16 protein-coding genes are annotated in these 19247 nt (G+C 72.6%); 2 read left to right on the forward strand and 14 right to left on the reverse strand.

Annotated features, from left to right (window positions below):
* Nucleotides 1-38: 38 nt before the first annotated feature.
* From CP974_RS06370 to uvrA, 14 genes are all read right to left on the reverse strand, one after another.
* Nucleotides 39-1571 (reverse strand): PH domain-containing protein, encoded by a 1533-nt coding sequence (locus CP974_RS06370; RefSeq protein WP_031130056.1) that lies wholly within the window; start codon nucleotides 1569-1571, stop codon nucleotides 39-41.
* Nucleotides 1572-2197: 626 nt separating this feature from the next.
* Nucleotides 2198-2698, reverse strand: a complete 501-nt coding sequence (locus CP974_RS06375; protein ID WP_031130055.1) for a PH domain-containing protein — start codon at nucleotides 2696-2698, stop codon at nucleotides 2198-2200.
* A 4-nt stretch (nucleotides 2699-2702) separates the two neighbouring features.
* Nucleotides 2703-4358 carry a glucose-6-phosphate isomerase gene (pgi, locus tag CP974_RS06380; protein ID WP_031130054.1) on the reverse strand — a complete coding sequence of 552 codons (1656 nt, stop codon included), beginning with the start codon at nucleotides 4356-4358 and terminating at the stop codon, nucleotides 2703-2705.
* A 212-nt stretch (nucleotides 4359-4570) separates the two neighbouring features.
* A complete protein-coding gene (locus CP974_RS06385) occupies nucleotides 4571-4906 on the reverse strand; it encodes an RNA polymerase-binding protein RbpA (protein ID WP_003957010.1) in 336 nt (111 codons plus the stop codon).
* Nucleotides 4907-5045: 139 nt separating this feature from the next.
* On the reverse strand, nucleotides 5046-5276 hold the full coding sequence (gene secG / locus CP974_RS06390; protein WP_031130053.1) for a preprotein translocase subunit SecG: 231 nt from the start codon (nucleotides 5274-5276) through the stop codon (nucleotides 5046-5048).
* Nucleotides 5277-5394: 118 nt separating this feature from the next.
* On the reverse strand, nucleotides 5395-6171 hold the full coding sequence (gene tpiA, locus CP974_RS06395) for a triose-phosphate isomerase (RefSeq protein WP_031130051.1): 777 nt from the start codon (nucleotides 6169-6171) through the stop codon (nucleotides 5395-5397).
* Nucleotides 6172-6176: 5 nt separating this feature from the next.
* The gene (locus CP974_RS06400) at nucleotides 6177-7388 is read right to left on the reverse strand and encodes a phosphoglycerate kinase (protein ID WP_031130050.1); all 1212 of its coding nucleotides are present in this window, start codon (nucleotides 7386-7388) and stop codon (nucleotides 6177-6179) included.
* Nucleotides 7389-7504: 116 nt separating this feature from the next.
* A complete protein-coding gene (gene gap / locus CP974_RS06405; RefSeq protein WP_031130048.1) occupies nucleotides 7505-8509 on the reverse strand; it encodes a type I glyceraldehyde-3-phosphate dehydrogenase in 1005 nt (334 codons plus the stop codon).
* A gap of 260 nt (nucleotides 8510-8769) precedes the next feature.
* Nucleotides 8770-9759, reverse strand: a complete 990-nt coding sequence (whiA, locus tag CP974_RS06410) for a DNA-binding protein WhiA (protein WP_031130047.1) — start codon at nucleotides 9757-9759, stop codon at nucleotides 8770-8772.
* Nucleotides 9750-10775 (reverse strand): gluconeogenesis factor YvcK family protein, encoded by a 1026-nt coding sequence (locus CP974_RS06415; RefSeq protein WP_031130046.1) that lies wholly within the window; start codon nucleotides 10773-10775, stop codon nucleotides 9750-9752. The genes whiA and CP974_RS06415 overlap by 10 nt, the downstream gene beginning before the upstream one ends.
* A complete protein-coding gene (gene rapZ, locus CP974_RS06420) occupies nucleotides 10772-11728 on the reverse strand; it encodes an RNase adapter RapZ (RefSeq protein ID WP_051839209.1) in 957 nt (318 codons plus the stop codon). Before rapZ ends, CP974_RS06415 begins: the two co-directional genes overlap by 4 nt.
* Nucleotides 11721-13808 carry an excinuclease ABC subunit UvrC gene (uvrC, locus tag CP974_RS06425; protein ID WP_031130044.1) on the reverse strand — a complete coding sequence of 696 codons (2088 nt, stop codon included), beginning with the start codon at nucleotides 13806-13808 and terminating at the stop codon, nucleotides 11721-11723. The genes rapZ and uvrC overlap by 8 nt, the downstream gene beginning before the upstream one ends.
* 315 nt (nucleotides 13809-14123) lie before the next feature.
* Nucleotides 14124-14549, reverse strand: a complete 426-nt coding sequence (locus tag CP974_RS06430) for a Rieske (2Fe-2S) protein (protein ID WP_031134599.1) — start codon at nucleotides 14547-14549, stop codon at nucleotides 14124-14126.
* 190 nt (nucleotides 14550-14739) lie between these two features.
* Nucleotides 14740-17634, reverse strand: coding sequence for an excinuclease ABC subunit UvrA (gene uvrA, locus CP974_RS06435; RefSeq protein ID WP_031134597.1), 2895 nt, complete (start codon nucleotides 17632-17634; stop codon nucleotides 14740-14742).
* A gap of 197 nt (nucleotides 17635-17831) precedes the next feature.
* Between uvrA and CP974_RS06440 the strand changes: the two genes are divergently transcribed.
* Together CP974_RS06440 and CP974_RS06445 are read left to right on the forward strand one after the other, a co-directional pair.
* Nucleotides 17832-18521 carry a maleylpyruvate isomerase family mycothiol-dependent enzyme gene (locus tag CP974_RS06440; protein WP_031134596.1) on the forward strand — a complete coding sequence of 230 codons (690 nt, stop codon included), beginning with the start codon at nucleotides 17832-17834 and terminating at the stop codon, nucleotides 18519-18521.
* Nucleotides 18522-18530: 9 nt separating this feature from the next.
* Nucleotides 18531-19187, forward strand: a complete 657-nt coding sequence (locus CP974_RS06445; RefSeq protein ID WP_031134594.1) for an MBL fold metallo-hydrolase — start codon at nucleotides 18531-18533, stop codon at nucleotides 19185-19187.
* Nucleotides 19188-19247 lie beyond the last annotated feature (60 nt).

Below are 19247 nucleotides of genomic sequence, written 5' to 3' on the forward strand. Positions count from 1 at the left end.
AAGGGGCGGAGGTGACCATTCCACCACCGTCGGGCCGCTCACTCCACCGGTTCGACGAACGGCTCCAGCAGGCCGGGGACGGCGGAGGCGGCGAACCGCAGGCCCTCGCCCTGGTCGGCGTCGTGCACGTCGTACGCGCCGTCGCCCGCCGCCGTGGTCGCGGTGAGCGTGACCAGGCCGGCCCGCCGCTGGGCGTACGACTGCCTGATCGTCCAGCCGATGACGCCGGCGCGCTGGAGGGCGACGGTCGACCGGCGCACCGTCCCGGACCGGGCCACCAGGTAGCCGCCGGATATGCCGTGCCCCAGATTGCGGTACGCGTCGAGCGCGAGTGCCACGGCGCACGGCACCAGCACCGCGCCGACCGCCCCGGCCGCGTACAGCAGGGCGGTGACCTCCAGGGCGGCTCCCAGCACGGTGAGCACCAGGGCGGGCAGCAGCGCCGCGCCGACCGCCCAGCGCAGCCGGCGCCCGCGGGCCGCACGGGGGTGCCGGGTGAGCGGCGCGCCGGTGGGCGCGGCGGGCTCCCGCAGGACGCGCGCGGCGACGTCCTCGGCGACCGCGCGGGGCACGACCGGCAGCAGCGACTTGTGGGTGTCGTGCTTGTCCTCGGCGCCCTGGGTGAGGCCCGTGGCGACGGCGTCTATCCGCGCGCCGCCGAGCAGCCGCACCCCGAGCGGCTCGACCAGCTCCACCCCGCGCAGCCGCCGCTCCTCGATGGACAGGGACCGGGCGGTCAGCAGCCCGCGCCGCACCCGGAGCGTGCCGCCCGGCTCGCGCTCCAGCCGGAAGCCCCACCACATCTCGACCCACAGCGCGAGCGCCCCGACCATGCCGACGAGGAGCGCCGACGCGGCCAGCGTGACGACGATCCACACCACGGGCGTCTCGCGGAACAGCTCCTCCGCCCGGTGGATGACCTCGCCCTGCAGACCGAACCACTCACTGACCTGCATCACGGCGCCGACCGCCGCGCCGCCGAGGAGCGGGGCGGCGAACGACACCGGCGCGTACCGGATCCAGGCCGGCCGGAACACGGCCAGCTCGCCGTCACGACGGGGTGCCCCGTCCGGTGAGGGGGCGCGGCGCAGCAGCTCCAGGCGCAGCCGCTCCCCCTCCGCGCGGCGCACGGCGTGCAGCTCCAGCGTCGACTCCGAGCCCCCGGTGCTCTCGCCCGTCCCTATGCTGACCTTCACCAGGCCGAGGAGGCGCAGCGGGAGAGGGGCCGTCAGGTCGACGCTGCGGATCCGCTCGCGGGGCAGTGACCTGCGCCGGTCGAGGACGAACAGCCGGGACTGCAGCTCGACCCGCTCGCCACCGACGCGGTAGCGGGTACGCCCGCAGCGGACGTACTCGAAGGCGATGCCGCACACGACGAGGAGCAGGAACGCGGCGGCGACGAGGAGCGCCGCCGCCACGGCACCGAGCGGGCCGGTCAGCCCGAGGAACGCCGGTACGGCGGCGCCCACGGCGAACCCGGCTCCGGTCGCCCCGGTCGCCACCGAGGTGCGCCGGTCGAGCCGCCTCCAGCCCTCCCCACCGCCGTCCTCCGCCCATGCGCCTCCCCGCACACCGGCCCCCGCCGAGGGGACGGCGCCCAAGACGCCGGAACCCTCCGAGGGACCAGGACCCGAGACGCCGGAACCGTCCGCAAGACCGGAACCCGCAGCGCCGGGAGCAGCCGACGAGACGGCGCCGGCCGGCGCGACGGCGGCCGCCCGGGGGCCGGGGCCCTGCGCAGGACCCGGACCCGCCGACGGGACGGCATGCGAAGGGACTCCCCCAGTGGGACCGGCCCCGGAGGGCGAGCCACCGGCCGGGGAGGCAGGGCCCGGCCCGGCGGCGGCACCGGAGGCACCGGGGCCCACGCCCGGCCGGCCCGGGGCATCCGGGGCGGGCCCTCCCGGCGCGGGCGCGGCGGACAGTCCGCGCCCTTCCGGGTGGTCCTCCTCCGGGCCGCTCGCCTCCGGGCCAAGCCCTCCCTCTCTACGCCTCTCCGGCCCGCGCGCGGCGTCCGGCCCGAGCCCGTCCGGCCCGAGCAGCTCAGGCCCGCGCAACTCAGCCCCGTCCAGCTCGGGCCCGTCCAGCCCGCGAGGTCCCGGCCCGGGCACGGCGCCGCGGCCAGGCCGGTCCCCGCCGCACCCGTCCGGCGCCCGCTCCTGCCCGTCGAGGCCCGGTACCTCGCCACCGGCGGGGCTCATGTCGCGTCCCCCGGTGTACCGCGGGTGATCAGCGTCAGACGCTCGGCGAGCTCGGCGGCCAGGCGGTGGTCCAGCCCCGCGATGGTGACCGCGCCCTTGGCGGACGCCGTCGTGACCGTCACCGTGGAGAGCCGGAACGCCTGCTCCAGCGGCCCCCGCACGGTGTCCACCGTCTGGATGCGCGACATCGGGGCGATCCGCCACTCCTGCCAGAAGAAGCCGGTCCGGACGTAGACCGCCTCCTCCGTGACCTCCCACCGGTGCACCCGGAACCACCAGCGGGGGAAGAACGCGGCGCAGCCCGCCCCCAGCACGGCCACCGCCACGGCGGCGCCGAGCAGCCAGGACCGGGCGGGCTCCAGGAACACCCCCAGCACGGCGAGGACGACCGCCGGCACGGCCGCGGTCAGCAGCCACTGCGCGCGCCACCAGGCCACCGCCCGCTCGTCCAGCGTGTTCCGCGGCGGCCTCAGCCGCACCGCGTTCTCCCCCCGCATCGGCTCACCCCGCCCGCAGCGCTCGGTAGGCGGCGGCCAGCGCGGCCGTCGACCCGTCGAGGCCCTCGCCGCCGACGCCCTGCGTCAGGACCGGCTCGATCCGCTTGGCGAGGACCTTGCCCAGCTCCACACCCCACTGGTCGAAGGAGTCGATGTTCCAGACAGCCCCCTGGACGAAGACCTTGTGCTCGTACAGGGCGACGAGCTGGCCCAGGACGGACGGGGTCAGCTCGTCGGCGAGGACCGTCGTCGTCGGGTGGTTGCCGCGGAAGGTCTTGTGCGGCACCAGCTCCTCCGGTACGCCCTCGGCCCGGACCTCGTCGGAGGTCTTGCCGAAGGCCAGGGCCTGCGTCTGGGCGAAGAAGTTGGCCATCAGCAGGTCGTGCTGGGCGGCCAGCCGCGGCGGCAGGTCGCCGACGGGCCTGGCGAAGCCGACGAAGTCGGCCGGGATGAGCTTGGTGCCCTGGTGGATCAGCTGGAAGTAGGCGTGCTGGCCGTTCGTGCCGGGCGTGCCCCAGACGACCGGGCCGGTCTGCCAGTCCACCGGCTGCCCGTCGCGGTCCACGGACTTGCCGTTGGACTCCATGTCGAGCTGCTGGAGGTACGCGGTGAACTTGGACAGGTAGTGCGAGTACGGCAGCACCGCGTGCGACTGGGCGTCGAAGAACGCGCCGTACCAGACGCCGAGGAGGCCGAGCAGCAGCGGCGCGTTCTCCTCCGGCGGGGCGGTGCGGAAGTGCTCGTCCATCAGGTGGAAGCCGTCGAGCATCTCGCGGAACCGGTCCGGGCCGATGGCGATCATCAGGGAGAGGCCGATGGCCGAGTCGTAGGAGTAGCGGCCGCCCACCCAGTCCCAGAACTCGAACATGTTGGCCGTGTCGATGCCGAAGTCCCCCACCTTGCCGGCGTTGGTCGACAGGGCCACGAAGTGGCGGGCGACCGCCTCCTGGCCGGCCTTCAGCTCGCCGAGCAGCCACTCGCGGGCGGAGGAGGCGTTGGTGATGGTCTCGATGGTGGTGAACGTCTTGGAGGCGATGACGAAGAGGGTCTCCTCGGCGTCCAGGTCGCGGACGGCCTCGTGCAGGTCGGCGCCGTCGACGTTCGAGACGAAACGGAACGTCAGGTCGCGGTGGGTGTAGGCACGCAGCGCCTCGTAGGCCATCGCGGGGCCGAGGTCGGAGCCGCCGATGCCGATGTTGACGACGTTCCTGATGGGCTTTCCGGTGTGGCCCGTCCAGGCGCCGGAGCGGACCCGCTCGGCGAAGTCGGCCATCCGGTCGAGCACGGCGTGCACGGCCGGGACCACGTTCTCCCCGTCGACCTCGACGGTGGCGTCCCGCGGCGCGCGCAGCGCTGTGTGGAGGACGGCGCGGTGCTCCGTCGTGTTGATCTTCTCGCCGCGGAACATGGCGTCCCGCAGCTCCGCGACGCCGGCGGCCTCGGCCAGCCGGCGCAGCAGTGTCAGGGTCTCGTCCGTGACGAGCTGCTTGGAGTAGTCCAGATACAGGTCGCCGACCCGCAGGGTGTAGTCGGTGCCGCGTGTCGGCTCGGCGGCGAACAGCTCGCGCAGATGGGTCGTGCCGAACCGCTCGCGGTGCTCCGCCAGGGCGGCCCACTCCGGCATCCGCGTCAGCCTCGGGCGGCTGCTTTCTGCGTTCATGTTGGACATCAGCCCACTTCTTCTCGTACCTGCCTGCTTGCCCCGCTGCCCCTCCAACCTAATTGATCTGGACCGCTGCCACCGACCTGTCCACAGGCCGGTGCCGGGCGGGTGACGGGGTTGTCCACAGGCGCATGGGAAAGGCCCTGCTCGCCGGGACCCGAGGGGGTCTCGCGTGCAGGGCCCTGTGCGGTGCCGCGGGGTGCCAGGTGTCAGATCTCGCCGCGCAGTTTGGCCAGTGCCTCGGCGAGGATCGCCTCGCCGTCCGCGTCGCTGCGCCGCTCGCGGACGTACGCCAGGTGCGTCTTGTACGGCTCGGTGCGGGGCGGGTCCGGCGGGTTGTCCCGGTCCTGGCCCGCCGGGAAGCCGCACCGGGGGCAGTCCCAGGTGTCCGGGACCTGTGCGTCGCTGGCGAAGCTCGGCTGGGTCTCGTGCCCGTTGGAGCACCAGAAGGAGATGCGGAGCCTGGGTGCGGATTCGCCGCGCTCCGCCTCCCCCATCGGCCCCGCCCCGACCCGGCTCCCCCGGATCGCGTTGCCACTTGCCACGGTCGTCACTCCCTGCGTGATGGTGCTCGAGGATGCCCCAGTCTACGTAAGGCCCAACGCGCGTCCAGTGACGGGAGTTACCCCGCCGCGCGGACGCGGCGGCCGTTACGGGGGACGGCCAGGACGCGCAACGGCGCGGTCAGCCGTCGAACTTGATGAGCAGGCCCACCACGACGATGCAGGCGACCCACAGCAGGCCGACGACGACGGTGATGCGGTCGAGGTTCCGCTCGGCGACCGAGGAGCCGCCGACGGAGGACTGCATGCCGCCGCCGAACATGTCGGACAGACCGCCGCCCTTCCCCTTGTGCATCAGCACCAGCAGCATCAGCAGCAGGCTGAACACGATCAGGGCGATCGAGAACCCCATAATCACGGCTGGACCCTACTTCCTGGCAATTCTCTGGACTGGATGGACGGCGGGGGCCCGGACGCTCCCAGAGCCCCGGGCCCCCGCAAGGGTACGACGATTCCGCCCTACCGCATACTCACTGGTCGCGGAAGCGGACGATCTTGACGAACTCCTCGGGGTCCAGCGAGGCCCCGCCGACGAGGGCGCCGTCCACGTCGGGCTGCGCCATGATCGCGGCGATGTTGCCGGACTTCACGGAGCCGCCGTACTGGATGCGGATCTTGTCGGCCACGTCCTGGGAGTACACCTCGGCGAGGCGGCCGCGGACGGCGCCGCACACCTCCTGGGCGTCCTCGGGGGTGGCGACCTCGCCGGTGCCGATGGCCCACACCGGCTCGTAGGCGATGACGATCGTCGCGGCCTGCTCGGCGGGGATGTCCTTGAGGCCCCCGTCGAGCTGGGCGAGGGTGTAGGCGACCTGGTCGCCGGCCTTGCGGACGTCGAGGCCCTCACCGACGCACAGGATGGGGGTCAGGCCGTGCCGGAAGGCGGCCTTCACCTTCTCGTTGCAGGTCGTGTCGGTCTCGCCGTGGTACTGGCGGCGCTCGGAGTGGCCCACGGTGACGTAGGCGCACTTCAGCTTGGCCAGCATGGCGCCGGAGATCTCGCCCGTGTACGCGCCGGAGTCGTGTGCCGACAGGTCCTGCGCGCCGTACTTGATCTTCAGCTTGTCGCCGTCCACCAGGGTCTGCACGGAGCGCAGGTCGGTGAAGGGCGGCAGGACGGCGACCTCGACGGCGTCGTAGTCCTTGTCGGTGAGGGCGAAGGCGAGCTTCTGGACGTGGGCGATGGCCTCAAGGTGGTTGAGGTTCATCTTCCAGTTGCCCGCCATCAGCGGGGTGCGGGTGGTCACGGTGTTCAGTCCTCCAGTGCGGCGAGGCCGGGAAGCGTCTTGCCCTCGAGGTATTCGAGGCTGGCGCCACCGCCGGTCGAGATGTGGCCGAATGCGTTCTCGTCGAAGCCCAGGGTCCGGACCGCCGCGGCGGAGTCCCCGCCGCCGACGACCGTGAAGGCCGGGGAGTCGATGAGCGCCTGGGCGACGGCCTGGGTGCCCTTGGCGTAGTCGGGGTGCTCGAAGACGCCCATCGGGCCGTTCCAGAAGACGGTCGCGGCGTCGGCGAGCTTCGCGGCGTACAGCTCGCACGTCTTCGGGCCGATGTCGAGGCCCTCCTGGTCGGCGGGGATCGCGTCGGCGTCGACCGTGGCCGGGTGGGCCGGGGCCTTCGTCTTCAGGTCCGGGAACTCGCCGGAGACCAGCACGTCGACCGGGAGGACGAACTCGACGCCGCGCTTCTCCGCGCGGGCCAGGTACTCCAGGACGGCCGGGACCTGGTCCTCCTGGAGCAGCGAGCGGCCGACCTCGTGGCCCTTGGCCTTGAGGAAGGTGTACGCCATGCCGCCGCCGATCAGGATGCGGTCGGCCTTCTCCAGCAGGTGGTCGATCACGCCGAGCTTGTCCGAGACCTTGGCGCCGCCGAGGACGACCGCGTACGGGCGCCGGACGTCGTCGGTGAGCTTCCTGAGGACGCCGAGCTCGGTGGCGATGAGGTGGCCGGCGTACGCGGGGAGCAGCTTGGGCAGGTCGAACACGGACGCGTGCTTGCGGTGCACGGCGCCGAAGCCGTCGCCCACGTACACGTCGGCGAGCGCGGCGAGGCGGGCGGCGAACTCGGCTCGCTCGGCGTCGTCCTTGGCGGTCTCGCCCGCGTTGAACCGGAGGTTCTCCAGGACGGCGACCTGGCCCGCCCGGAGGCCGCCCACCGCGTCGTGGGCCTCGCTGCCGATCGTGTCGCCGGCGAAGGCGACGGGCGCGCCGAGCAGCTCGGAGAGGCGCGCGGCGGCCGGGCGGAGCGAGAAGGCCGGGTCGGGGGCGCCCTTGGGGCGGCCGAGGTGGGAGGCGACGACGACCTTGGCGCCGGCCTCGGCGAGGGCCTTGATGGTGGGCAGGACGGCGCGGATGCGGCCGTCGTCGGTGATGGCGGTGCCGTCGAGCGGCACGTTGAGGTCGGCGCGGACGAAGACCCGCTTGCCGTCGACCCCCTGCGTGAGAAGTGTGTCGATCGTCTTCATCGGTTGCTGCTGCTCCTTGGAGAACTCGTGGCCGGGGCAAGCCTCGGGGCCCGTACAGCGCGGCGGTGCGCTGCCCGGGCCCCGTGCTCACATCGAGGTGCCCGCCCTGCTGTTTATCAGAGCCGGCTGCCCACGAAGACGGTCAGGTCCACCAGGCGGTTGGAGTAGCCCCACTCGTTGTCGTACCAGCCGACGACCTTGACCTGCTTGCCCTGGACCATCGTCAGCGACGAGTCGAAGGTGCAGGAGGCCGGCCAGTTCACGATGTCGGAGGAGACGATCGGGTCCTCGGTGTACTCCAGGATGCCCTTCAGCTGGCCCTCGGCGGCCTTCTGGAAGGCGGTGTTGATCTCGTCCTTGGTGACCTCGCGGTCGAGCTCCAGGACGAGGTCGGTGACCGAGCCGGTCGGGACCGGGACGCGCATGGCGATGCCGTCCAGCTTGCCCTTGAGCTGCGGGAGGACGAGCGCGGTGGCCTTGGCGGCACCGGTGGACGTCGGGATGATGTTCTCCGCGGCGGCGCGGGCGCGGCGGAGGTCCTTGTGCGGGAAGTCCAGGATGCGCTGGTCGTTGGTGTAGGCGTGGACCGTGGTCATCATGCCCTTGACGATGCCGAAGTGCTCGTCGAGGACCTTGGCCATCGGGGCCACGCAGTTGGTGGTGCAGGACGCGTTGGAGATGACGTGGTGGTGGGCCGCGTCGTACTTGTCCTGGTTGACACCCATGACGATGGTGATGTCCTCGTCCTTGGCCGGAGCCGAGATGAGGACCTTCTTCGCGCCGCCGGCGATGTGCTTCTCGGCGTCCGCCTTCTTGGTGAAGATGCCGGTGGACTCGATGACGATGTCGACGCCCAGCTCGCCCCAGGGGATGTCGGCCGGGTTGCGCTCGGAGAGCACCTTGATGGTGTGGCCGTCGACGGTGATGGTGTCGGCGGTGTGGGTGACCTCGGCCTTGAGGCGTCCCAGGATCGTGTCGTACTTCAGCAGATGCGCGGTGGTCGCGGTGTCACCCAGGTCGTTGACAGCCACGATCTCGATGTCTGCACCCTGCTCCAGCAGCGCGCGGAAGTAGTTACGACCGATGCGGCCGAAGCCGTTGATGCCTACGCGGATCGTCACGAACCGATCTCCTCGTCAGGTACGCCGGGGTGCGGCCCGGCGAGCTTTATTTGGGATGTCCCCGACCGCCTCCGACCCTACCTCTCCCCAGCGCCCGGAGTGACATCCAGCGCACCGTAAAGACCCGAACCGGAAAATCTACCGTCGGGTTAATCATTTGTCGGACCACTGGCCCATATGTGCAGACGACAAACCCCGCCGGGCCTGCGGAAACGGCGGCTCGGCGGGGTCACGCGGGGCAGCGGGCGGGCCGGTGGAAATCAGCCGACGAGACCGTCCGCCATCTCCTCCGTCAGATTCGATTCCGTCCCCGGAATACCCAGGTCCTGGGCCCGCTTGTCGGCCATTGCCAGAAGACGGCGGATTCGGCCCGCCACGGCGTCCTTGGTCAGCGGAGGGTCGGCGAGGGCCCCCAGCTCCTCCAGGGACGCCTGCTTGTGCTCCATGCGCAGCCGGCCGGCCGCCGCGAGGTGCTCGGGCACCTCCTCGCCGAGGATCTCCAGGGCGCGCTGCACACGGGCCCCGGCCGCGACGGCGGCGCGGGCCGAGCGGCGCAGGTTGGCGTCGTCGAAGTTGGCCAGCCGGTTGGCCGTGGCCCGGACCTCGCGGCGCATCCGCCGCTCCTCCCAGGCCAGTACGGACTCGTGGGCGCCCAGCCGGGTCAGCAGGGCGCCGATCGCGTCGCCGTCGCGGACGACGACCCGGTCCACGCCCCGCACCTCGCGGGCCTTGGCGGCGATGGAGAGCCTGCGGGCGGCCCCCACCAGCGCCAGCGCCGCCTCGGGGCCGGGGCAGGTCACCTCCAGGGAGGAGGACCGGCCCGGCTCGGTCAGCGAGCCGTGCGCCAGGAAGGCGCCGCGCCAGGCCGCCTCCGCGTCGCAGGTGGCGCCGGAGACGACCTGCGGGGGGAGGCCCCGGATCGGCCGGCCCCGTCCGTCGACCAGGCCCGTCTGGCGGGCCAGCTGGTCGCCGCCCGCCACCACCCGCACCACGAAGCGGGAGCCGCGCCGCAGCCCGCCGGGAGCCATGACGATCAGCTCCGACGCGTGGCCGAAGATCTCCGCGATGTCCCGCTTCAGGCGGCGCGCCGCCATCGCCGTGTCCAGCTCCGCCTCGATCACGATCCGGCCGCTCACCAGGTGCAGGCCGCCGGCGAACCGCAGGATCGACGAGACCTCTGCCTTTCTGCAGCAGGTGCGGGTGACGGGGAGCCGGGAGATCTCGTCCTTCACCGCTGCCGTCATCGCCATGGGCCGATCCTTCCATGCATCCGAAAAATACGGTCGTACGCGGCGGCCAGCAGCTCCGGGTCGTGCTTGGGCAGGCCGTCCTTCCTGGCCACCGGGGCCAGCTCGACCGCCGCTCCGAGCCGTTTCGCGGCATCCGCGAGCGACTCGCGGTCGGGCACGGCGGCCTCGTCGGCCAGCACCACGTCCAGGGCGAGTTTAGGGGCGTGTCGGGCCAAAACCTCCAAATGACGCTGCGGAGAGAACCCGGCGGTTTCCCCCGGCTGCGGCGCGAGGTTCAGCGACAGCACCCGCCGGGCCTTCGTCTCGACGAGCGCGTCCAGCAGCTCGGGCACCAGCAGGTGCGGGATGACGGAGGAGAACCAGGAGCCCGGACCGAGGACCACCCAGTCGGCGTCCAGCACCGCCGCGACGGCCTCCGGCACGGCCGGCGGGTCGTGCGGCACCAGGTGCACCGACTGCACCTCGCCGGGCGTGAGCGCCACGGTGGCCTGACCGCGCACGGTGTCCACGTCGTCCGGCCGGGCCGGGTCGTGGCCCTTGACCAGGGCCTGCAGCTCCAGCGGCACGGCGGACATGGGCAGCACCCGGCCCTGCGCGCCGAGCAGCCGGCCCACCAGGTCGAGCGCCTGCACGTGGTCGCCGAGCTGCTCCCACAACGCGACGATCAGCAGATTGCCCACCGCGTGCTCGTGCAGGTCGCCCCTGGACTGGAAGCGGTGCTGGATGACCCGCGCCCACGTCTGGCCCCAGTCGTCGTCGCCGCACAGCGCGGCGAGCGCCTTGCGCAGGTCGCCGGGGGGCAGAACGCCCAGCTCCTCGCGGAGCCGGCCGCTGGAGCCGCCGTCGTCGGCGACGGTGACCACGGCGGTCAGGTCGCCGGTGATCCGGCGCAGGGCGGCGAGGGAGGCGGACAGGCCCATGCCCCCGCCGAGCGCGACGACCTTCGGCTGCGCGCCGCGTCTGCGCAGCGTACGCGTGGACAGGGTGCTCACGCGCCGCCGGTACGGGCGCCTCACTCGCGCCCCATGTCCCGGTGCACGACGACGGTTTCGACCCCTTCCGAGGCGAGCCGGGCGGCGAGCTTCTCGGACATGGCGACGGAGCGGTGCTTGCCGCCCGTACAGCCGACGGCGATGGTGACGTAGCGCTTGCCCTCGCGGCGGTAGCCGGCGGCGATCAGCTGGAGCAGCTCCGTGTACCGGTCGAGGAACTCCTTGGCGCCCGGCTGGTTGAAGACGTAGCCGGACACCTCGTCGTTGAGCCCGGTGAAGGGGCGCAGCTCGGGCACCCAGTGCGGGTTGGGCAGGAAGCGGCAGTCGACCACCAGGTCGGAGTCGACCGGCAGGCCGTACTTGTAGCCGAACGACATGACCGTGGCCCGCAGCTCGGGCTCCTCGTCGCCGGCGAACTGGGCGTCCATCTTGGCGCGCAGCTCGTGCACGTTCAGGCTGGAGGTGTCGATCACCAGGTCGGCGTCGCCGCGCAGCTCGCGCAGCAGGTCCCGCTCGGCGGCGATGCCGTCGACGATGCGGCCGTCGCCCTGCAGGGGGTGGGGGCGGCGCACCGACTCGAAGCGGCGGACGAGGGCCTCGTCCGACGACTCCAGGAAGACGATCCGGCGCGTGACCTGCTTGGCGTCGAGGTCGGCGAGGGACTCCCGGAGGGCGTCGAAGAACTGCCGGCCGCGGACGTCGACCACGACGGCGATGCGGGCCACGTTCCCCTGCGAGCGGGCGCCCAGCTCCACCATGGTGGGGATCAGGGCGGGCGGCAGGTTGTCCACGACGAACCAGCCGAGGTCCTCCAGGCACTTGGCGGCGGTGCTGCGCCCCGCTCCCGACATGCCGGAGATGATCACCAGCTCGGGGATGGCCGCCTCGGCGGCCTCTCCCGCCTCCAACGTCGTGCCCGTACTCACGTCTGCTGCTCCGTCTTCTCGGTCGGCTGCGTGCGCCGTGTGGTCATTCATGTCCGGATCCCCGTCCATGCGCGGTACCCCCGTCGTCGTCTTCAATGATCTCTCCTGTCGCCGTGTTCACGGCGGGAGCGGCCGGGGCCGTCCGGGCGAGGGCGACGGCGACGGCTTCCGCGGTCTTGCGGCCGAGACCGGGGACCTCGCAGATCTGCTCGATTGTCGCCTGCCGGAGGCGTTTCACCGAACCGAAATGCTTGATCAACGCCCGTTTGCGCGCGTCTCCGAGGCCCGGCACGTCGTCCAGGGGGCTCGTCCTCAGCCGCTTGCCCCGCTTGCCCCGCTGGTAGCGGATGGCGAAGTCGTGAGCCGTGTCACGGATGCGCTGGAGGAGGTACAGGCCCTCGCTGGTGCGGGGCAGGACCACGGGGTCGTCCTCGCCGGGGAGCCAGACCTCCTCCAGGCGCTTGGCGAGGCCGCACACGGCGACGTCGTCGATGCCCAGCTCGTCCAGGGCCCTGCGGGCGGCGGCGACCTGCGGCCGACCGCCGTCGACCACGACGAGCTGCGGCGGGTAGGCGAACTTCCGGGGGCGGCCGTTCTCCTCGGCGGGGGCCGGGCCGGCCTCGCCCCCGGCGGATGGGTCCGCGCCGGCCGGCCGGGGCGACGCGGGGGCCTCGCCGCTCTCGGGCAGCCACTCCCCCGTCTGCTCCTTCTCGGCGAGGTAGCGCCGGAACCGGCGGCTGACCACCTCGTGCATGGAGCGGACGTCGTCCTGCCCCTGGCCGTGCCAGACCTGTGTGTCGCCGACGCGGCCCTTGATCTGGAAGCGGCGGTACTCGCTCTTGCGGGGCAGCCCGTCCTCGAAGACGACCATGGAGGCGACGACGTCCTCCCCCTGCAGGTGGGAGATGTCGAAGCACTCGATGCGCAGCGGGGCCGCGTCCAGCCCGAGGGCGTCGGCGATCTCCTCCAGTGCGCGGGACCGGGTGGTGAGGTCGCTGGCGCGCTTGGTCTTGTGGAGGACCAGGGACTGCTGGGCGTTGCGCCCGACGGTCTCCATCAGGTCCCTCTTGTCGCCGCGCTGCGGGACGCGCAGGGAGACCTGGGAGCCGCGGCGGCCGCTCAGCCACTGCGTGACCGCGTCGAGGTCGTCGGGGAGGGCGGGGACCAGGACCTCCCTGGGCACGGCGTCACCGCTCTCCTCGCCGTAGAGCTGCTGGAGGGCGTGCTCGACGAGGCCGGCCGTGTCCACCGCCTCGACCTTGTCGGTGACCCAGCCGCGCTGGCCCCTGACCCGTCCGCCGCGGACGTGGAAGATCTGGACGGCCGCCTCCAGCTCGTCCTCCGCCACGGCGATCAGGTCGGCGTCGGTGGCGTCGGCGAGGACGACGGCGTTCTTCTCCATGGCCCGGCGCAGCGCCTCTATGTCGTCGCGGAGGCGGGCGGCGCGCTCGTACTCCATGTCCTCGGCGGCCGCCGTCATGTCCTTCTCCAGACGGCGGATGTACGTCCCGGTCCGGCCGGCCATGAAGTCGCAGAAGTCCTCGGCCAGTTCGCGGTGCTCCTCGGGGGTGACCCGGCCGACGCAGGGGGCCGAGCACTTGCCGATGTAGCCGAGGAGGCAGGGGCGGCCGGTGCGGTGGGCGTTGCGGAAGACGCCGGACGTGCACGTGCGGACCGGGAAGACGCGCAGGAGCAGGTCGACGGTCTCGCGGATGGCCCAGGCGTGCGCGTACGGCCCGAAGTAGCGCACGCCCTTCTGCTTGTGGCCGCGCATGACCTGGACCCGGGGGAACTCGTCGCCGAGGGTGACGGCGAGGTACGGATAGCTCTTGTCGTCGCGGTACTTGACGTTGAAGCGGGGGTCGAACTCCTTGATCCAGGAGTACTCCAGCTGGAGCGCCTCGACCTCCGTGGAGACCACGGTCCACTCCACGGAGGCGGCCGTGGTCACCATGGTCCGGGTGCGCGGGTGGAGGCCCGCCAGGTCCTGGAAGTAGCTGGCGAGGCGCTGGCGCAGGGACTTGGCCTTGCCGACGTAGATGACGCGGCCGTGCTCGTCGCGGAACTTGTAGACCCCCGGCGAGTCGGGGATCTGTCCCGGCTTGGGGCGGTAGCTGGAGGGGTCTGCCATGCCTCACACCCTACTGGCGCCCACCGACAGCCCGGCCGGCCGCCGGAGGGGCCCCGACGGCCTGCCGGGTGGCCGCGGGGGCCGCGCCGGCGGGGTGTCCGGCCGGGCGCGGGTGCGCGGCGTCCGCGGGGCGCCGACCGGGGGCCGCGGGGCGGGTGGCGGGCGGCGGCTCGGTGGGCGGCGGGTGGTGGGCGGCGGCTCGGGGTGGCTGCCGGGCGGTGGGCCGCGTGTGGGGGTCCGTACGGGGCGGGGCGGGGCGCAGGGTGCGAGCGGGGCCGGGGCCGGGCGGTGGGTCCGGGGCCCGGTGCGCGGGCCCTACTGGGGGCCGGCGATCAGCTTGCCGTTCCTCACCGTGACGGGCACCTCGGGCAGCGGGACCGTCGCGGGGCCCTTGAGCGCCTTGCCGGTGGTGACGTCGAAGCGGCTGCCGTGGCAGGGGCAGTTGCCCTCCTGCTCCTCGATCTTGTCGAGGACGCACCCGGCGTGGGTGCACTGGGCGCTGAACGCCCTGTACTCGCCCTGGGCGGGGCGGTGCACGAGCAGGCGCTGCTCGCGGTAGAGCCGGGCACCGCCGACCGGCACCTCGTCGGCCGCTCCCAGGTCGACGGGCGCGGTGGGGGTGGGCGTCCGGGCGTGACCGAGCTTGGACTCGGTGGAACAGGCGGCGACCCCGAGCCCGGCGGTACCGGCGAGGGCGGCGCCTTTCAGCACGGTGCGGCGGGTGGCGGGCTGGCCGGACATGGGTGCTCCTGGATGGGCGGGTTCCGCTTGGTGTTCGGTACGGACCCGACGATACCGACGCAGACCTCCACCCCCTCCCCCGGGTCGGGCCTTTCGGCTCCGGCCGGGAGCGCGTCTCGGGGGCGGGGCTCTTCCGGGGCTTCCGGGGGCCGGGCCGGCGGGCGGTCCGGCCCGGCCCCCGAGGGAGGGGTCAGCGGCGGCGCCGCTGGCGGGCGGGCCTGACGGGCGGCGCGTCGCTGATGCGGGCGGGGTCCAGGATGTCCCGGAGGAACTTGCCCGTGTGGCTCGCGGGCACCCCCGCGACCGTCTCGGGCGTGCCCTCGGCGACCACGAGACCGCCGCCGCTGCCGCCCTCGGGACCCATGTCGACCAGCCAGTCGGCCGTCTTGATCACGTCGAGGTTGTGCTCGATGACGATGACCGTGTTGCCCTTGTCGACCAGGTCGGAGAGCACCTTGATCAGCTTGGCGATGTCCTCGAAGTGGAGGCCGGTGGTCGGCTCGTCCAGGACGTAGACCGTGCGGCCCGTGGAGCGCTTCTGGAGCTCGCTGGCGAGCTTCACGCGCTGCGCCTCGCCGCCGGAGAGGGTCGGCGCGGACTGCCCGAGCCTCACGTACCCGAGGCCGACCTCGTGGAGCGTCCGCAGGTGGCGGGAGATCGTGGGGACCGCCTCGAAGAAGTCCAGGGCCTCCTCGATGGGCATGTCCAGCACCTCGGCGATGGACTTGCCCTTGTAGTGGACCTCCAGGGTCTCCCGGTTGTAGCGGGCGCCGTGGCAGACCTCGCACGGGACGTACACGTCCGGGAGGAAGTTCATCTCGATCTTGATCGTGCCGTCGCCCGAGCAGTTCTCGCAGCGGCCGCCCTTGACGTTGAAGGAGAAGCGGCCCGGCATGTAGCCGCGCACCTTCGCCTCCGTGGTCTCGGCGAACAGCTTGCGCACGTGGTCGAAGACGCCCGTGTACGTGGCCGGGTTGGAGCGCGGGGTGCGGCCGATGGGCGACTGGTCGACGTGGACGACCTTGTCGACCAGGTCGTCGCCGTCCACGCGCGTGTGCCGTCCGGGCACGGACCTGGCGCCGTTCAGCTCGCGTGCCAGGTGGGTGTACAGGATGTCGTTGACCAGGGTCGACTTGCCGGAGCCGGAGACGCCGGTGACGGCCGTGAGCACACCGAGCGGGAAGGACACGTCGATGTCCCGCAGGTTGTTCTCGCGGGCGCCGTGCACGGTGAGCTGCCGAGCCGGGTCGACCGGGCGGCGGACGTCCGGCACGGGGATGGACTTCCGGCCGGAGAGGTACTGCCCGGTCGTCGACTGCTTGTTGCCGAGGAGCTGCTTCAGCGTGCCGGAGTGGACGACCTCGCCGCCGTGCTCGCCGGCGCCGGGGCCGATGTCCACGATCCAGTCGGCGACCTTGATGGTGTCCTCGTCGTGCTCGACGACGATGAGCGTGTTGCCCATGTCCCGCAGGCGCACGAGGGTCTCGATCAGCCGGTGGTTGTCGCGCTGGTGGAGACCGATGGACGGCTCGTCGAGCACGTACAGCACGCCCACCAGACCGGAGCCGATCTGGGTGGCGAGCCGGATGCGCTGGGCCTCGCCGCCGGAGAGCGTGCCGGCCGCGCGGTTCAGCGAGAGGTAGTCGAGGCCCACGTCGACCAGGAACCTCAGCCGCTCGTTGACCTCCTTCAGGACCCGCTCGGCGATCTTCTTGTCGCGGGCGCTGAGCGTGAGCCGGCCGAGGAACTCGGCGCACTCGCTGATCGACATGGCCGAGACGTCCGCGATGGACTTGTCCATGATCGTGACGGCGAGCACGATCGGCTTGAGGCGCGTGCCCTCGCAGGTGGGGCAGGGCACCTCGCGCATGTAGCCCTCGAAGCGCTCGCGGCTGGAGTCGCTCTCCGCCTCGCTGTGGCGGCGCTTCACGAAGGAGACGGCGCCCTCGAAGGCGGTCGTGTACGCCCGCTCCCTGCCGTAGCGGTTGCGGTACCGCACCTCGACCTGGGTCTTGTGGCCGTGCAGCAGGGCCTTCTTGGCGCGCTGGGGCAGCCCGGCCCACGGGATGTCCGTACGGAACCCGAGGGTCTCGGCGAGGCCGCCGATGAGCCGGCCGAAGTACTCCTTGGTGTGGCCGTGCGACCACGGGTGGATGGCGCCCTCGTCGAGGGAGCGCTCCTCGTCGGGGACGACCAGCTCCGGGTCGACCTCCATGCGCGTGCCGATGCCGGTGCAGTCGGGGCAGGCGCCGAACGGCGAGTTGAACGAGAAGGAGCGGGGCTCCAGCTCCTCGAAGGACAGGTCGTCGTACGGGCAGTAGAGGTGCTCCGAGTACATCCGCTCGCGCTCGGGGTCGTCCTCGGGGAGGTCGACGAAGTCGAGCACGACCATGCCGCCGGAGAGGCCGAGCGCGGTCTCCACGGAGTCGGTGAGCCGCCGCTTGGCGCTCCCCTTGACCGTGAGGCGGTCCACGACCACCTCGATCGTGTGCTTCTCCTGCTTCTTCAGCTTGGGCGGCTCGGTCAGCTGGACGGTCTCGCCGTCGACGCGGGCCCGGCTGTAGCCCTTGGTCTGGAGGTCGGCGAAGAGGTCGACGAACTCGCCCTTGCGCTCGCGGACCAATGGCGACAGGACCTGGAAGCGGCTGCCCTCGGGCAGCTCCAGGACCCTGTCCACGATGGCCTGCGGCGACTGGCGGGTGATGGGGCGGCGGCACTCGGGGCAGTGCGGCTTGCCGATGCGCGCGAAGAGGAGGCGGAGGTAGTCGTAGACCTCCGTGATCGTGCCGACCGTGGAGCGCGGGTTGCGCGAGGTCGACTTCTGGTCGATGGACACCGCCGGGGAGAGGCCCTCGATGAAGTCGACGTCCGGCTTGTCCATCTGGCCGAGGAACTGCCGGGCGTACGACGAGAGGGACTCGACGTACCGGCGCTGCCCTTCGGCGAAGATCGTGTCGAACGCGAGGGAGGACTTGCCCGACCCGGAGAGACCGGTGAAGACGATGAGCGAGTCACGGGGCAGGTCGAGCGAGACGTTCTTGAGATTGTGCTCGCGCGCGCCACGGACGATGAGACGGTCGGCCACGCCGGGTCCGCACCTTTCTTGAGAGAAGCTGGGGGCTACAGCCCCCGCCTCCGACCGCCCCGAGGCCGGGGGGCCGCCAGATGGATGACTGCCTGACTACCAAGGATGCCTCCATCGAGCGTATAGCACGCGCATTCGATTTCTGGCCGCTCCGGCCCACCTTCACCCGAACGAGTGGCGGCGCTACTGTCAGCACCATGATCGACCACACCCGTGACCTGGCCTCCGTGCACGAGGCGACCGAGCGGCTGCTCGCCGCCGCCACCACGCTCGACGACGCCGCGCTCGCCGCGCCCTCCCGGCTCCCCGGCTGGACCCGCGGCCACGTCCTGGCGCACCTCTCCCGTAACGCGGACGCCCTGGTGAACGTTCTGCGCGGGCTGCCGATGTACCCGAGCGCCCAGGCCCGCGAGGCCGACATCGAGCGGGACGCCGGCCGGCCGCTCGGCGCCCAGCTGGACGACCTGCGGGCCAGCGCCGAGCGCTTCCGGGCGGAGGGCGACGCTCCCGCCGACTGGGGCCGCACCGTCGAGCTGCGCAACGGGGTGACCGACCTGGCCGCCCGCGTCCCCTTCCGCCGCCTCGTGGAGGTCGAGCTGCACCATGTCGACCTGGGGGTCGGCTACGAGCTGGAGGACCTGCCGAAGGAGTTCACCGAGCGGGAGATCGACTTCCTGGCCGAGCGGTTCGCCGGCCGCGAGGACGTCCCCGCCACCACCGTCGTGGCCGAGGACGGCCGGACGTGGACGACCGGAGGCGGCGCGGACGGCGGCCCGGTCACCGTCCGGGGCGCCGCGGCCGACCTGCTGGGCTGGCTCGCCGGCCGCCGCGACGGCTCCGCGCTGGCCGTCCCGGACGGCACCCTTCCGGCGCTGCCCCCGCTATAGGCTGGTCCCATGACGTACAGCGGAGCGGTGAAGGTCGGCGGACCCGCGGACGTGCACGAGCTGACGGACCTGATCGTCTCGAAGGTCGCCGTCGGGCCGATGGACAACAACGCCTACCTGCTGCGCTGCCGGGCCACCGGCGAGCAGCTGCTGATCGACGCGGCCAACGAGCCGCGCACCCTGCTCCGGCTGATCGGTGACGACGGCGTCGCGGCCGTCGTCACCACCCACCGCCACCACGACCACTGGTACGCCCTGCCGGACGTGGTGGCGGCCACCGGTGCCCGCACCTACGCCGGGCGGTACGACGCCGAGGGCATCGACGTGCCGACGGACGTCCTCGTGGAGGACGGCGACACGGTCCGGGTGGGCCGGGTGGAGCTGACCGCGCGCCACATGACGGGGCACACGCCCGGCTCGATCGTGCTGGTCTACGACGACCCGCACGGCCACCCGCACGTCTTCACGGGGGACTGCCTGTTCCCGGGCGGCGTGGGCAACACCCACAAGGACCCCGAGGCGTTCGCGAGCCTGCTTCGCGACGTGGAGACCAAGCTGTTCGAGGCGCTGCCGGACGAGACCTGGGTCTATCCGGGGCACGGCCGGGACACCACCCTGGGCGACGAGCGCCCGCAGCTCCCGGAGTGGCGCGCCCGCGGCTGGTGACGCGCCCCCGGGCGGCGCGCGGGACGGCGCCCCGCGGGGGCCCGCGCGACGGGGCGGCTC

This window comes from Streptomyces fradiae ATCC 10745 = DSM 40063 (assembly GCF_008704425.1).
In the GTDB taxonomy this organism is placed as follows: Bacteria; Actinomycetota; Actinomycetes; order Streptomycetales; family Streptomycetaceae; genus Streptomyces; species Streptomyces fradiae.